11 protein-coding genes and 1 tRNA gene are annotated in these 14,298 nt (G+C 73.3%); 4 read left to right on the top strand and 8 right to left on the bottom strand.

Going from position 1 to position 14,298, the window contains the following annotated elements; genetic code table 11:
- Positions 1-50 precede the first annotated feature (50 nt).
- Positions 51-1,526 (bottom strand): catalase, encoded by a 1,476-nt coding sequence (locus ACFU7Z_RS23195; protein WP_380779350.1) that lies wholly within the window; start codon positions 1,524-1,526, stop codon positions 51-53.
- A gap of 104 nt (positions 1,527-1,630) precedes the next feature.
- Between ACFU7Z_RS23195 and ACFU7Z_RS23190 the strand changes: the two genes are divergently transcribed.
- Positions 1,631-2,044, top strand: a complete 414-nt coding sequence (locus tag ACFU7Z_RS23190) for a Fur family transcriptional regulator (RefSeq protein WP_049655052.1) — start codon at positions 1,631-1,633, stop codon at positions 2,042-2,044.
- 79 nt (positions 2,045-2,123) lie between these two features.
- Here the strand turns inward: ACFU7Z_RS23190 and ACFU7Z_RS23185 are convergent, their stop codons facing one another.
- The 3 genes from ACFU7Z_RS23185 to ACFU7Z_RS23175 all read right to left on the bottom strand — a co-directional run bounded on the left by ACFU7Z_RS23185 (position 2,124) and on the right by ACFU7Z_RS23175 (position 7,589).
- Positions 2,124-4,100, bottom strand: a complete 1,977-nt coding sequence (locus ACFU7Z_RS23185; protein WP_380779348.1) for a sel1 repeat family protein — start codon at positions 4,098-4,100, stop codon at positions 2,124-2,126.
- A 378-nt stretch (positions 4,101-4,478) separates the two neighbouring features.
- Positions 4,479-4,552, bottom strand: a tRNA-Met gene (locus ACFU7Z_RS23180).
- A gap of 76 nt (positions 4,553-4,628) precedes the next feature.
- Positions 4,629-7,589, bottom strand: coding sequence for a UPF0182 family protein (locus ACFU7Z_RS23175; protein ID WP_074001563.1), 2,961 nt, complete (start codon positions 7,587-7,589; stop codon positions 4,629-4,631).
- A 245-nt stretch (positions 7,590-7,834) separates the two neighbouring features.
- On the opposite strand from ACFU7Z_RS23175, the gene ACFU7Z_RS23170 reads away from it, so the two are divergent.
- Positions 7,835-8,407, top strand: a complete 573-nt coding sequence (locus ACFU7Z_RS23170) for a PPA1309 family protein (RefSeq protein WP_049655907.1) — start codon at positions 7,835-7,837, stop codon at positions 8,405-8,407.
- 139 nt (positions 8,408-8,546) lie between these two features.
- On the opposite strand, the gene ACFU7Z_RS23165 is transcribed toward ACFU7Z_RS23170, so the two are convergent.
- The 4 genes from ACFU7Z_RS23165 to ACFU7Z_RS23150 form a co-directional block, all read right to left on the bottom strand.
- Positions 8,547-9,656, bottom strand: coding sequence for a PDZ domain-containing protein (locus tag ACFU7Z_RS23165; protein WP_049655905.1), 1,110 nt, complete (start codon positions 9,654-9,656; stop codon positions 8,547-8,549).
- 42 nt (positions 9,657-9,698) lie between these two features.
- Positions 9,699-9,872: a hypothetical protein gene (locus ACFU7Z_RS23160; protein ID WP_234348548.1), complete on the bottom strand. Its 174-nt coding sequence runs from the start codon at positions 9,870-9,872 to the stop codon at positions 9,699-9,701.
- A gap of 295 nt (positions 9,873-10,167) precedes the next feature.
- Complete coding sequence (locus tag ACFU7Z_RS23155; protein WP_241852763.1) at positions 10,168-10,608, bottom strand: molybdenum cofactor biosynthesis protein MoaE; 441 nt, start codon at positions 10,606-10,608, stop codon at positions 10,168-10,170.
- A 173-nt stretch (positions 10,609-10,781) separates the two neighbouring features.
- The gene (locus ACFU7Z_RS23150) at positions 10,782-11,942 is read right to left on the bottom strand and encodes an NAD-dependent epimerase/dehydratase family protein (protein ID WP_107086545.1); all 1,161 of its coding nucleotides are present in this window, start codon (positions 11,940-11,942) and stop codon (positions 10,782-10,784) included.
- Positions 11,943-12,140: 198 nt separating this feature from the next.
- Here ACFU7Z_RS23150 and ACFU7Z_RS23145 point away from each other — a divergent pair, with 198 nt between their 5' ends.
- Together ACFU7Z_RS23145 and ACFU7Z_RS23140 are read left to right on the top strand one after the other, a co-directional pair.
- A complete protein-coding gene (locus tag ACFU7Z_RS23145) occupies positions 12,141-13,664 on the top strand; it encodes a zinc-dependent metalloprotease (protein WP_074001562.1) in 1,524 nt (507 codons plus the stop codon).
- Entirely contained in the window at positions 13,661-14,260 is a 600-nt protein-coding gene (locus ACFU7Z_RS23140) for an NUDIX hydrolase (RefSeq protein ID WP_380779345.1), read from the top strand. The genes ACFU7Z_RS23145 and ACFU7Z_RS23140 overlap by 4 nt, the downstream gene beginning before the upstream one ends.
- Positions 14,261-14,298 lie beyond the last annotated feature (38 nt).

The following is a 14,298-nucleotide window of genomic DNA, read 5'->3' as shown; positions in this document are numbered from 1 at the left end:
CTGTGGGAGCAGGTCACCGGGGCCCGCCGTTCTCGCCCGGGTGCGCGGGGCTACTGCTTGCGCAGCTCCCGGACCGCCGCGTCCAGCCGCTGCCCGAAGTCGGCGTCGGCCTTGCGGAAGTTGTCGACCGCCCGCTCCACGATGTCCTCGCGGTCGGCCGAGACCTTGGCGATGAAGCCCGCCAGGTTGGCGACCAGGCGCTGCTTCTCCTCCTCGGAGAACAGCCGGTAGAGGTCGCCGGCCTGCACGAAGTCGTCGTCCTCGGCGTGCGAGGGCGCGACGTGGTTGCCGGTGGGGCCGTCGACGGCGGTCGCGGCCCACAGCGGACGGCCGGTCTGCACCGGGCCGCCGAAGCTGTTCGGCTCGTAGTTCTTCTGCCGGCCGTGGCGGCCGTCGTACAGGTAGCCGTCCCGGCTGTTGGTGCGGGCCTCGGTGGCGTGCGGACGGTTCACCGGCAGGTGGTCGGCGTTGATGCCGACCCGGTAGCGGTGGGCGTCGGCGTACGCGAACAGGCGGCCCTGGAGCATCTTGTCCGGGGACGGGCCGATGCCGGGCACGAAGTGCGCCGGGGAGAAGACCGACTGCTCGACCTCGGCGAAGACGTTGTCGGGGTTGCGGTTGAGCTCCAGCTTCCCGATCTCGATCGGCGGGTAGTCGGCGTGCGGCCAGACCTTGGTCAGGTCGAAGGGGTTGAAGCGGTAGTTCGCCGCGTCGGCCGCCGGCATGATCTGGACCTGCACCGTCCAGCTGGGGAACTCGCCGCGCTCGATCGACTCGCGCAGGTCGCGCTGGTGGCTGTCCGGGTCCTCGCCGGCGAGGGTGTTGGCCTCGGCCTGGGTGAGGTTGCGGATGCCCTGGTCGGTCTTGAAGTGGTACTTGACCCAGAAGTGCTCGCCGGCCTCGTTCTGCCACTGGTAGGTGTGCGAGCCGTAGCCGTTCATGTGCCGGTACGAGGCCGGGATGCCGCGGTCGCCGAACAGCCAGGTCACCTGGTGGGTGGCCTCGGGCGACAGGCCCCAGAAGTCCCAGACGTTGTCCGCCTCCTGCGAGCCGGTGTACGGGTCGCGCTTCTGGGTGTGGATGAAGTCGGGGAACTTGATGGCGTCCTTGATGAAGAACACCGGGGTGTTGTTGCCGACGAGGTCGTAGTTGCCCTCCTCGGTGTAGAACTTCAGCGCGAAGCCGCGCGGGTCGCGCACCGCGTCGGCCGCGCCGAGGTTGCCCGCCACCGTGGAGAAGCGCAGGAACGTCTCGGTCTGCTTGCCGACCTCGGAGAGGAACGCCGCCCGGGTCCAGGGCGTCAGGTCGGCGGTCACGGTGAAGGTGCCGTACGCGCCGGCGCCGCGGGCGTGCACCACGCGCTCCGGGATCCGCTCGCGGTTGAAGTGCGCGAGCTTCTCGAACAGCAGCTGGTCCTGGATGAGCGCCGGGCCCCCGGGGCCCGCCGTCTCGGTGTTCTGGTTGTCGGCGACGGGGGCACCCGCCTCCGTGGTCAGGGTCGGGCGCAGCTCGTCCTGGGTCGTCATGGGAGTGCCTCCGCGGTATCCGGTCGTGATGACACGATCCTAACTTGGACTTTGTCCAAGTCAATACTGGAACCAATCTCGGAGCGTGACCTACTCTGGAGGGCATGAGCGACCTGCTGGAGAGACTGCGCGCGAGAGGCTGGCGGCTGACCTCGCAGCGCCGGGTCGTGGCCGAGGTCCTGGACGGCGAACACGTCCACCTCACCGCGGACGAGGTGCACGCCCGCGCGACGACCCGACTGCCGGAGATCAGCCGCGCCACCGTCTACAACACGCTCGGCGAACTCGTCGCCCTCGGCGAGGTCCTGGAGGTCGCCGCCGACGGCCGCGCCAAGCGCTACGACCCCAACGCCCACCGCGCCCACCAGCACCTGATCTGCTCGGGCTGCGGCGCGATCCGCGACGTCCAACCGCAGGGCGACCCGCTCGCCGCCCTCCCCGCCGCCGAGCGCTTCGGCTTCACCGTCACCGCCGCCGAGGTCACCTACCGCGGCCTGTGCCCGAACTGCCGCCCCTAGCCCGCCGGTTGCCCCCTGCCTCCCGGCTACCCCCAGCCGCCCCGGCCGAACCGCCGCCCCCAGCCGCCCGGTTGCCCCGCTACGCGCTCAACTCCGCGTTCAGCGCGCCCAGCAGCCGCCCGGCCCGCTCCGCCACCTCGGCCGGCCCGGAGTCGATCGCCCGCCGGCACCAGTTCTCCGCCTGCATCGGCTCCCCGCGGCGCAGCGCCAGCAGCGCCAGGCGCAGCGCCGCCCGGCCGTGCCCGGCGTCGGCGGCCCGGGTGTACCAGAGCATCGCCTCGGCCTCGCTGTCCTGCCGGGCCAGCAGCAGCCCCAGGTTGAACGCGGCACTGCGGCTGCCCGCCTCGGCGGCCCGCCGGTACCAGCTCTCGGCGATCTCCAGCGCCCCGCGCTCGGCCGCCCGCACACCCATCCGCACCTGCGCCCGGCGGTGCCCGGCGTCGGCCGCCAGCGCGTACCAGTGCTCGGCCTCGGCGTCCGCGTCCCCGCGCCGGTCCAGCAGCGAGGCCAGCCGGAACGCGCCCTCGGCCGAACCGCCGGCCGCCGCCTGCCGGTAGCGCTCCAGCGCCCCGCCCAGGTTGCCGCGCTGCTCCTGGACGACCGCGAGCTGCAGGGCCGCCTCGCCGTGCCCCTCGGCCGCGGCCCGCGCGTACCACTCCTGGGCCTGCTGCTGCTCGCCGCGCCCGGCGTGCAGCACGCCGAGGTTGAACGCCCCGTCCACGCTGCCGGCCTCGGCCGCCTTGGAGAACCAGGGCTGGGCACCGGACTCGTCGCCGCGCTGCAGCAACACCACGGCCAGCGCGTTGCAGGCCTCCCGGTGCCCCGCGTACGCGGCCCGGCGGTACCACTGCTCGGCCTGCTGCTCGCGGCCGGTGCCGGCGCAGAGCAGGCCGAGGTTGAAGGCGCCGTTCTGGTCGCCCGCGTCCAGCGCGGCCCGGTACCAGCGCTCGGCCGCGGCGGCCTCGCCGCGGCTCGCGTGCAGCGCCCCCAGCGCGTTGGCGGCGTTGCCGTCCCCGGCCTCGGCGGCCTCCTGCCACCACTCGGCGGCGGCCGCCAGGTCCCCGGAGTCGCGCAGCAGGAAGCCCAGCGCGCAGGCCGCGCGCGGCTCCCCGTTCTGCGCGGCCTGCCGGTACCAGCGGGCCGCCTCGTCCAGCAGCGACCGGTCGGCGCGGGCCCGCTCCTCCAGCAGCACGCCCAGGCGCAGCGCGGCGCGGGCGTGGCTGCGGGCGGCGGCGGTGCGGTACCAGGTCTCGGCGGTCTCCTTGTCCCCGGCGGCCTCGCGCATCCGGGCCAGCCGGTAGGAGGCCTCCCGGTGCCCGGCGTCGGCGGAGACCTTGAACCAGCGCTCGGCGCGCACGTCCCGCCGGTGCTCCATCAGGTCGCCCAGGGCGTAGGCGCCCAGCGGGTGGCCGTGGTCGGCGGCGTAGTGCAGCCAGTACTCGGCGGCCTCCTCCTCGCCCTGGTCGCGCAGTTGCAGCCCGAGCGCGTGCGCGGCCGGCGCGCTGCCGGCCACGGCGGCCTGGCGCCACCACTGCCCGGCCTCGGCGCGGTGGCCCTGCTGGTGCAGCAGCACGCCGAGGTTGTTGGCGGCGGCGCGCACCCCGGCGGCCGCGGCGGCGCGCAGGTAGGGCTCGGCGTCCTCCAGTTCGCCGCGGCGCAGCAGCAGGGTGCCGAGCCGGCAGGCGGCGTCCGGGTCGCCGCCGTCGGCGGCCTGCCGGTGGCGGGCCTCCAGCGCGGCGGACTCGCGGGCGGCGAGGGCGGTCTCGAAGCTGGTCGAGTCGAGGCCGGCCGGGTCGATCGCGGCGCCGGCGCCCGGCTCCCCGCCGGGCTGCTCCCCGTACGCGCCGACGGCGGCGGCGAACTGACGGGTCGACACGTGGACGAGGCTGTCGGGCCCGTAGCCCTGGGTCGGGGGGCGCTCGGACAGTCCGCTGGTGCGCTGGGCGGGCAGGGCTCCGGGGTGGTTGGCCGTACGCTCGGCGCTCTCCGCCCAGGCGTCGGTGTCCGCCTCGGCGGCCGCCGAGGACCTGGCGCCTGACTTGCCGATCAGCCTCATGCCGACTCCCGCTCCCCCAGAGTGTCGCGGCATCGTGCCCCGGCGTGCGTCCGGGGGGACTCCCAGGGGAGGCGCCGGACCCGACGGCCGGTCAGCGGCCGCGCACCGTCCCCCATGTGTCCCATCGTCGCATCACCCAGTACCCGCGTACACCTGCCCCGGCCGAATTCCGGCGGGGCCGACCCGAAGCCGACGAAATTGCTTCGGCGCTTTGTCGATTTCCCGACACGTCAACCCCACAAACCCCGTTGCCGTCCTCCTTGGCGACGGTCGATAGTACCGGAGCGGTTCCCGCCGCTTCCGGACGAGAACGGCCCGGGAGCGGCGCGGGAAACACCAGAGGCCCGGAGGAAGAATCCTCCGGGCCTCTGGCCTTTGTAGCGGGGACAGGATTTGAACCTGCGACCTCTGGGTTATGAGCCCAGCGAGCTACCGAGCTGCTCCACCCCGCGTCGGTGGTTAAACCATAGCACGGGCGCGGGGTGGAACGGAAAACGGTTACCGCAGCTCAGCGGCCGCCTCCGCGGACTACGGCTGCGGGCTGGGCGATCCGCCGCCGGTGGCGCCCGGGGCGGGAGTGCCGGCCGGGGCCGGCGCCGGGCTGCCGCCGCGGGCCGCCTCCGCGGCCTTCAGGGCGTCGCCGAGCGCCTTCTGGGCGTTGCCGTAGGCCACCCAGTCGCCGTTCTTGAACGCGGTCTGGCTGTCGCCGTACGCCTTCTCCGCGTCCGAGAGCGCCTTCTGGAGCTCCGGCGAGATCGTCCCGCCCGGCGCCGGCGTCGCCGGTGCCGTCGGGGTGGTGGTCGGAGCGGTCCCGGTGCCCGGCGTGGACGGCACGATCGGGGTGGTCGACGGGGGCGCCCCGCCGAACACCTTCTTCAGCGCGGCCTCCAGGGTGTCCTCGAACGCCACGTTGTCGTCCCCGTACACCGCCAGGACCTTCTGCATCGTCGGGTACTTGGCACCGCGACCGCGCACGTACACCGGCTCGATGTTGAGCAGCCCGCCGCCGACCGGCAGGGTCAGCAGGTTGCCGTACTCCAGCTCGGCGTCCCCGCCGCTCTTCAGGGCGAAGATCTGGTTGGCCACCTCCTGGCGGGAGTTGAACTTCGACTGCACCAGGCCGGGGCCGGGGGCGCCGCTCTCGCCCGTCATCTTCAGGATGCGGATCTTCCCGTAGTCGTCCCCCGGGTCCGCGTTGACGGCCATGAAGGCCGCCAGGTTGGGCCGCTGGTTGGGCACGAAGGTGCTGGTGAGCGAGAAGTTCGCGGTGTTGGTGTCCGGCATCCGCACCGTCACGTAGTACGGCGGCTGGACCTGCTTGGTGTCGCTGCTCGGGTCCACCGGGACCTGCCAGATGTCACTGCCGTTGAAGAAGGAGTTGGCGTCGGTGACGTGGTACTGGCCGAGCAGGTCGCGCTGCACCTTGAACATGTCCTGCGGGTAGCGCAGGTGCGGCAGCAGCGTCTGCGGGATGTCCGCCTTCGGCTCGACGGTGCCCGGGAAGGCCTTCATCCAGGTCTTCAGGACCGGGTCCTTGTCGTCCCACTGGTAGAGCTTCACCTCGCCGGTGTAGGCGTCCACCGTGGCCTTGACCGAGTTGCGGATGTAGTTGACCTGGTTGGCGGCGGTCAGCAGCTCACCGCGCTGGTTGGTCAGCGAGTCCTTGGTGGCGGCGCCCAGCGTCGTCTTCGAGGAGAACGGGAAGCCGTCCGAGGTGGTGTAGCCGTCCAGCACCCAGACCACGCGGCCGTCCTGCACCACCGGGTACGGGTCGGCGTCGATCGACAGCCACGGCGCGACCTTCTCCACCCGCTCCTTCGGCGTGCGGTTGTAGATGACCTTGGCGCCGTCGGTGATGGCCCCCGCGTAGAGGATCTGCGGCTCCGTGAAGCGCACCGCGTACGCGGCCCGGGTCAGCGGGTTGTCCAGCGAGACGCCGCTGCCGCCGGAGTAGGTGTACTCGGCGTTCTGGCCGGTCTTGGGATCGGTGTAGTCGATCTCCTTGTTGGCGCCGCCGACGATCGAGTACGTGGTGGTCTTCTCGCCGTAGTAGATCCGCTGCTGGTAGTCGCCCAGCGTGCCGGTGGCCGGCAGGCCCGACTCGGTGAACACCGGCTGGCCCTTGTCGTCGACCTGGTTGCCCTTGGCGACCACCGCGCCGTAGCCGTGGGTGTACTTGAAGTGGTCGTTGATCCAGTTGCGCTGCACGCCGTTGAGGTCGAGCTCACGCAGGCCGATCACGCTGTCCTGCTTGTCCTGCCCGGTGCCGTAGCGGTCCACGTCCAGCGTGTTCGGGAAGGCGTAGTAGTTGCGCTGCTGCTCCAGCGACTGGAACGCCGGCGAGACGACGTTCGGGTCCAGCAGCCGGATGTCCGCGATGGTCTGCGCGTCCGGCTTGAGCGCGTCGGCGTTGGTCGTGCCCTGCGGGGTGTACTGGGTGGTCTGCGCGTCCGCGATCCCGTACGCCTGGCGGGTGGCGTCGATGTTCTTCTGGATGTACGGCGTCTCCTTGGCCTGCTCGTTCGGCTTGACCTGGAACTGCTGCACGATCGCCGGGTACAGCCCGCCGATCAGCACCGCCGACAGCACCATCAGCCCCAGGCCGATCAGGGCCGGGGCCCAGGTGCGGCGGATCGGGGTCAGGAAGAACAGCACCGCGCAGATGATCGCGACGAAGAACAGGATGGTCTTGGCCGGCAGGAACGCGTTGGCATCCACGTAGCGCAGACCCGTCCAGCCCGAGACGCCCTTGTACGAGCCGGTCTTCACCGCCAGCGCGTACCGGTCCAGCCAGTACGCGACGGCCTTCAGCAGCACGAACACGCCCAGCAGCACCGCCAGGTGCCCCTGCGCGCCCGCGCTCGCCCGGCGCCCCGGGCCCTGCAGCCGCAGCCCGCCGTACAGGTAGTGCACCAGCGCCGAGGTCAGCAGCGAGACGATCACCGCGCTGAACGCGAAGCCCAGCACGAACTCGTAGAACGGCAGGTCGAAGGCGTAGAACGAGACGTCCATGCCGAACTGCGAGTCCTTCTCACCGAAGGAGGTCGAGTTCGTCCACATCAGCCAGGTCCGCCACTGGCCCGAGGCCGCGGCGCCGGCCACCAGGCCGATCACCAGCGAGACCCCGATCAGCGCCCAGCGCTTGAACGGCGCCAGGCCCGACCGGTAGCGGTCCAGGCTCTGCTGCTCCACCGACATCGCCGACAGCGGCGGCCGCAGCCGGTGCGCCAGCCAGATGTTGAAGCCGACGATCACCGCCATCAGCAGGCCGAACACCCCGAACAGGCCGATCTTCGTCCACAGCTGGGTGGTGAACACCGAGGAGAAGTGGACCGACCTGAACCACAGCCAGTCCGTCCAGAAGCCCGCGAACATGACGAACAGCAGGAAGAGCACCGCGAGCACGCCCAGGGTCAGCAGGGCCACCCGCGCCCGCCGGGAGGGCGGGCCTACCCTGCGCCGGAAACCCGGCCCTGAGCGTTCGGGCATCTGGAAGACCACGGTGGCACCTCGGCTGTGTCGTCTGAATGGGGTCGGTCGTCAGAGCAACTTAACCAGGCTTTGGCCGAGTTCCCACCGTTAGCAGACGGTTACGACGACCGCCCGCCGCCGGCCGTCCCCGCCACGGCTCCCCCGGCCCTCCCGACGGCCCGCGACAACCCCCGCGACGACCCCCGACCGCCCCCGGCGGCCTTCCGGCGAGCGCGCCCCGCCCGGCGTGTGAGGATTGAGGCATGTCCGACGCGTCTGATCTGAACAACTCCCCCGACGACGTCTCCAAGCTCCCGGCCGCCACCCCGCTGACCCGGGCCGCGCTGGAGATCGACGAGTACGCCTCCACCCTCGGCTGGGACCTCCCGGCCCGGCTGTTCGCCCTGGTGGACAGCGCCGCCCTGCGCAAGGCCAACCCGAAGATCGCCAAGCAGCTCGGCCTCGCCGACGGCGACGAGCCCGGCCTGACCCCGATCGAGCAGGACGAGCTGCCGGCCGGCATGGAGCTCGACAAGTTCCTCGGCACCATCGCCTGGCCCGACTCCGTGGCCGGCTGCGCCCTGGTCGTCGAGCGCCTCATGCTGCCCCCGGGCGCCGAGCAGTCCCGCCCGCGCGGCGCCTCCGACGCCCAGCTCGCCGAGTGGGTGGCCAACCACCCCAAGCGCGAGGAGGTGCGGATCACCGCCGCGGTGCTCCGCGGCGGCAAGAAGGAGATCGCGCTGCGGCTGCGCTCCAAGGACGTCGCCCGCGAGGTGCTGACCGGCCCCGACCTGGTGCCCGGCCTGACCGACGCGCTGCTGGCGACCTTCGCCTGACGCCTTCCCGCCGACGTTCCCGGGCGGCCGCCCCGGCGGCTGCCCGGCAGGCCCCGTGCCGACGGCCCGACCGCTGCCCGGCGGCTACCCGGTGACTACCCGGCCGCTGCTCGCCGACTGCCCGGCGACTGCCCGGCCGCTACTTGGCGGCGCAGGACGGCAGCGCGGAGGTCTGCCCCGAGCGGACCTGCTCCAGCGACTTCAGCGCGCTGTCCAGCGTGTCCGTCTTGATCAGGGTCAGCCCGGACGGGACGTTCTTGGTCGCCTCGGCGCAGTTCGAGGACGGGGTGAAGAAGTACTCGGCCCCGGCGTCCCGGGCGGCGATCAGCTTCATCGAGATGCCGCCGATCGGCCCGACCTTGCCGTCGTCGTCGATGGTCCCGGTGCCGGCCACGAACTTGCCGCCGGTGAGGTCGCCGCCCGGGGTGAGCTTGTCGATGATGCCGAGCGAGAACATCAGCCCGGCGCTCGGGCCGCCGACGTCCTGCAGCCCGATGTCGATCTGGAACGGGTAGGTGTGCCGGATCCCGGTGCCGATGCCCACCACCGCGAGCTCCGCCCGCTCGGCGGGGGCCTTCGGGTCGAGGTCCTTGGCCCGGACGGTCGGGACGGTGACGTCGGTCTTCCCGCCCGCCGTGGCGACGCCGTTCGCGTCCTTGACCCGCGGCACGACGGTGAAGACCGCCGACTCTCCCGGCTTGTGCTTGGTGACCGCCGCGACCACCTGCTCGACCGAGCCGGCCGGGACGCCGTCCACGGCCACGATCTGGTCGCCCGCGTGCAGCCGGCCCTCGGCCGGGGCGCCCGCGGTGACCGACTTCACGATCAGCTCGCTGCCGACCGGCACGCCCAGCTGCTTGAGCGCCGCGGTGCGGGCGCTGTCCTCGGAGGAGGCGAACTCCTCGGCGTTCTGCTTCTTGGCGTCCGCGTCCGACTGCCCCTTGGGGTAGACGTTGTCGTGCGGCACCACCAGCACGTCGTCCCGCAGCCAGCCGACCACCGCGTTGACCAGGCTGGGCTCGTACTTGGCCCCGGTGACCTGGACGGTGGTCATGTTGAGGTGCCCGGTCGTCGGGTACGACTCGTGCCCGCTGATGCTGATCACCGGCTTGCCGCCCTGGTTGCCGAGCGTGTTGTACGTCGGCCCCGGGCTCATCTCCGTGTACGGCACCTTCATCAGCACCGAGACGCAGAGCAGCGCTATGAGCAGCAGGGTGGCAGCGAGCATCGTCGCGGAGCGGCGTGGCATGCCTCGACAGTACGGGACGTGCCTGAAGCGGCGCCCGCCGGGCTACCGGCCGGAGCCCTCACCCGGGGCGGCGGCGCCCGCGGTGGTGCGTTCCATCGCGGCCATGAAGCGCCGGTGTTCGGCGAGTGAGGCCGGATCGCCGGTGGCCCGCGGGGCCCGCTGGGCCCACCCCGCCCAGAGGGCGGCGACCAGGACGGCGACAACCGGAATGATCAACCAGGCGAGCACACCCATACCAGCACTCCCAGCTCGTCGTGTCTATGAGCAGATTAACCACTCCGGCGGACAACGCGGCCGGCGCCGTCCGGGTTACGGGACGGCCGATCGGCTCACTTCCAGGGAGTATCCGGAGCGCCGGCACGGACCCGTTGGAGTGAGACCGCGGCGCGCCTGACCCGACGGACGCGCGAGGTGTGCCGTTCGGTTCCGACCGGCTCGGTGCCCCCGCGTCCGGTTCCGTGCCGTCCGGTCCGGTCCGGTCCGGTCCGGTTCCGTCGGGTCCGGGCCGGCCTCAGCAGTCGCCGGCGCCGACCCACTCCTCCGCGCCGTCGGAGAAGACCTGGTGCTTCCAGATCGGCACCTCGTGCTTGAGGTCGTCGATCAGCCGGCGGGCGGCCGCGAAGGCCTCGCCGCGGTGGGCGCAGGAGACGGCGACGATCACGGCCTTGTCGGTGATCTCCAGCCGGCCCACCCGGTGGACCGCGGCCAGCGCCCGGACCGGGAAGTCCGCGGCCACCTTCTCGGCGACCCGGCGCAGCTCCTGCTCGGCGGTGGGGTGGCAGCTGTACTCCAGCGCGGAGACCGACTTGCCGCCGTCGTGGTCCCGGACCGTCCCGACGAAGACGGTGGTGCCGCCGGCCGCGTCGTCGCCGACCGCCTCGTACACCTCGTCCAGCGAGAGCGGGGTGTCGCGGATGGCGAGCAGGCGGATGGGGTCGTGGTTGTCGGACATGACCCCATGATTCCCCATCCGGGACGCTCCGGGGCAAGTGCTTTCCGCACCGCGGTTCCGGAATTTCGCATCGTGAGAAATCGAGGGAGAGCGCCGCCCGCCGGCCGGGCCCCGCCGTCCGGCACCGGCCGATCGGAACCGGCACTCAGGACCGGCCGTTCAGGACCGGCCGCTCAGAACCGCCGCCGCTTGCGGGCCCGGCGCACCAGCGCCGCCGTACCGACCAGCGCCACCGTCGCCCCGGCCGCCCCCAGGCTGGTCGCCGCCTCCTTGCCGCCCAGCCGGCGCCCGGCCACCGCGTGCTTGCCGGACACCTGCTCCAGCAGCTCGGCCAGCACCTGCTCGTTGGTGTGCGCCGGGCGCCAGCCCGCCTCGTGCAGCCGGCTGCCGGACACCACCCACGGGTACATCGTGTACGCCAGGTCCCCGGCCGGGGCCGGGGTCAGGCCCAGCCGGTGCAGCCGCGCGGCCGTACCGAGCGCCAGCGAGGCCGGCAGCTCCATCCGCCGGATCCCGGACAGCCGCTCCACGTCCTCCTGCTCCAGCCAGCCGTCGCAGCCGACCGTCACCTCGCCCTCGACCAGGCCCAGCGCCGCGTACTCCAGCGCCGCCGCCAGGTCGTCCACGTGGCAGAACTGCCAGCACGGCCGGGAGCCGGCCACCACCAGCAGCCGGGGCGCCTCGAAGTGCCGGGTCAGCACGGTGTCCACGCCGGGGCCCACCACCACGGCCGGGCGCAGCACCGTCACCTGCAGGCCCGGGTGGGCGCGCGGCGCCCGGCGGGCCAGCCGCTCGATCTCCAGCAGGTCCCCGACCAGCGAGGCCTCCTCGGTGGCCCGCAGCTCGGAGTCCTCGGCCAGCGGCACCTCGTTGTCGGCCAGCGCGCCGTAGACCATCGCCGAGGTGCACAGCACCACGCGGTGCACCCCGGCCGCCGCGGCCGCGGTCAGCACCGTCTGGGCGCCGCGCACGTTGTAGGCGCTGCGGGCCCGGGCGTCCGACTCCATGCCGAAGTCCATCGCCAGGTGCACCACCACGTCGACCCCGGCCAGCCGCTCGGCCACCGCCGGGTCACGCACGTCGAGGACCCGCCACTGCACGCCCGGCACGTCGCCGCGCCGGTCGTCCACCGCGAGGACCTTCCGCACGTGCGGCGAGGCCACCAGCCGGGCGGCGACCCGCTCGCCCAGCACCCCCGCGGCGCCCGTGACCGCCACGGTCAGCGGCCGTCCGCCGTAGGCTGGAGGCGGCGACGCCGTGGTGTCCGACGCGTCCTCTCCTCCGGTCTCTCCTCCGGTCAGCCCAGAGCGAACGTCCGAGGGCGGGGAACTCACCGGCCATCCTCCACGGTTAGCTTTATGTGCGTACGGACGTGTGTCACGTACGTCCATCCTGCCCGAGGCGAAGGCCCGGTGGTGCACCCGGCGCGGGCCTGCCGCGCGGGAGCCGCCCCGAGTCCCCCACTCCGCCGCCGCCCCGGGCGCAGACTTTCCCGCCACACCCGCATGACGGCCGACCGGATCGAGGACCCCGTGAGCGACCTTCCCTTCGGATTCGGCGTTCCGCCAGAGGAGCCCGAGGACGGCAAGGCCAAGCCCGACGACGCGCAGAAGAAGAAGGACCAGGAGCAGTCCGACAGCGGCCCGCAGCCGTTCGGCTTCGGGAGCGGCAACCCCTTCGGCGCGCTCTTCGGCATGCCCGGCGCCCCGGGCGGCCCCGGCGGCGCCGGTGCCGACAACCCCTTCGCCGCGATGTTCGGCGGCATGAACCCGGGCGACCTCGGCGCCGCCTTCCAGCAGCTCGGCCAGATGCTCTCCTTCGAGGGCGGCCCGGTGAACTGGGACCTCGCCACGAACATCGCCCGCCAGACCGTGGTCGCCGAGCCCGCCGAGGGCAAGAGCAAGGACCGCTCGGTCAGCGCGGCCGAGCGCTCCGCCGTCGCCGAGGCCGTCCGCCTGGCCGACCTGTGGCTCGACGGCTCCACCGAGTTCCCCTCCGGCGCCGGCACCGCCGTCGCCTGGAGCCGCGCCGAGTGGATCGAGGCCACCCTCCCGGTCTGGAAGGACCTGGTGGACCCGGTCGCCGAGCGGGTCGGCAACGCCATGGGCGGCGTCCTGCCCGAGGAGATGCAGGCCATGGCCGGCCCGCTGATGGGCGTGATGCGCTCGATGGGCGGCGCCATGTTCGGCACCCAGATCGGCCAGGCGCTCGGCGCGCTCGCCGGCGAGGTGGTCGGCTCCGCCGACATCGGCCTGCCGCTCGCCCCGGCCGGCAAGGCCGCGCTGCTGCCGCAGAACGTCGCCGAGTTCGGCGAGGGCCTGAGCGTGCCCGCCGACGAGGTCCGGCTCTACCTCGCCCTGCGCGAGGCCGCCCACCAGCGGCTCTTCGCCCACGTGCCGTGGCTGCGGGCCCACCTGCTGGGCGCCGTCGAGGCCTACGCGCGCGGCATCAAGGTCGACACCTCCCGGATGGAGGAGCTGGTCGGCCAGCTCGACCCCACCAACCCGGAGGCGCTCCAGGAGGCACTGGCCGGCGGCCTGCTCCAGCCCGAGGACACCCCCGAGCAGAAGGCCGCGCTCGCCCGCCTGGAGACGGCGCTCGCGCTGGTCGAGGGCTGGGTCGACGCCGTCGTGCACGCCGCCGCCGAGCCGCACCTGCCGCAGTCCGGCGCGCTGCGCGAGACCGTCCGCCGCCGCCGCGCGGCCGGCGGGCCCGCCGAGCAGACCTTCGCCACCCTGGTCGGCCTGGAGCTGCGCCCGCGCCGGCTGCGCGACGCCTCCCGGCTCTGGGCACTGCTCGCCGACGCCCGCGGCATCGAGGGCCGCGACGCGCTCTGGGAGCACCCGGACATGCTGCCCACCGCCGCCGACCTGGACGACCCGGACGCCTTCGTCCACCGGGGCTCCGCCGACGACCTGGAGGGCGGCATCGACTTCGACGCGCTCGACAAGCTGCTCGGCGAGGCCGCGGCCGGCAAGCCCGACCTCACCAAGAAGGACGAGCAGCCGAAGACCGACGAGGACGGCACCGACGGGAAGGGCGAGCCCACCGCATGACGGCCACCGAGACGCCCGCCACCGAGACCTCCTCCGGCCTGCACGCGGACGCCGTCCGCGCGCTGGGCGGGTGGCGGCCCGCCGACCAGGACCAGGAGCGGCTGCGGCTCGACTACCTGGAGCACCTCGCCGCGCGGCCCGACGGCCTGTACCGCTCCTGCCTGCCCGCGCACATCACCGCGAGCGCGGCGGTCGTCGACCCGGCCGCCGGGCGGGTGCTGCTGACCCTGCACCCCAAGGTCGGCATGTGGCTCCAGATGGGCGGGCACTGCGAGCCCGGCGACCGCGACCTCGCCTCGGCCGCGCTGCGCGAGGCCGTCGAGGAGTCCGGCATCCCCGACCTGGTGCTGCTGGAGAGCGGCGGCACCCCGGTGCCGGCCAAGCTGGACCGGCACCTGGTGCGCTGCGCCGGCAAGGACCGGCCGGAGAACACCCACCTGGACGTCCAGTACATCGCGCTGGCCCCGGCCGGCGCCCAGGCGCTGATCAGCGAGGAGTCGCTGGACCTGCGCTGGTTCGACTACGACCGGCTGCCGGAGCTCACCGACCACTCGGTGCGCGACCTGGTGGCCCGGGCACGGCAGCTGACCGGCTGAGGTGCGACACCGGAAGGGGGCGCGGGCCACATCGGCCC

The organism is Kitasatospora sp. NPDC057518 (assembly GCF_042802075.1).
Lineage (GTDB): Bacteria > Actinomycetota > Actinomycetes > Streptomycetales > Streptomycetaceae > Kitasatospora.
Note: the sequence above shows the minus strand (reverse complement) of the source record. Positions and strands in the feature narration are given on the sequence as shown.

Excerpts from the sequence above, each read along its gene's own strand:
- ACFU7Z_RS23185 (WP_380779348.1), bottom strand. The coding sequence starts at position 4,100 with ATGAGGCTGATCGGCAAGTCAGGCGCCAGGTCCTCGGCGGCCGCCGAG.
- ACFU7Z_RS23175 (WP_074001563.1), bottom strand. The coding sequence starts at position 7,589 with ATGCCCGAACGCTCAGGGCCGGGTTTCCGGCGCAGGGTAGGCCCGCCC.
- ACFU7Z_RS23190 (WP_049655052.1), top strand. The coding sequence starts at position 1,631 with ATGAGCGACCTGCTGGAGAGACTGCGCGCGAGAGGCTGGCGGCTGACC.
- ACFU7Z_RS23195 (WP_380779350.1), bottom strand. The coding sequence starts at position 1,526 with ATGACGACCCAGGACGAGCTGCGCCCGACCCTGACCACGGAGGCGGGT.
- ACFU7Z_RS23155 (WP_241852763.1), bottom strand. The coding sequence starts at position 10,608 with ATGTCCGACAACCACGACCCCATCCGCCTGCTCGCCATCCGCGACACC.
- ACFU7Z_RS23170 (WP_049655907.1), top strand. The coding sequence starts at position 7,835 with ATGTCCGACGCGTCTGATCTGAACAACTCCCCCGACGACGTCTCCAAG.
- ACFU7Z_RS23140 (WP_380779345.1), top strand. The coding sequence starts at position 13,661 with ATGACGGCCACCGAGACGCCCGCCACCGAGACCTCCTCCGGCCTGCAC.
- ACFU7Z_RS23165 (WP_049655905.1), bottom strand. The coding sequence starts at position 9,656 with ATGCCACGCCGCTCCGCGACGATGCTCGCTGCCACCCTGCTGCTCATA.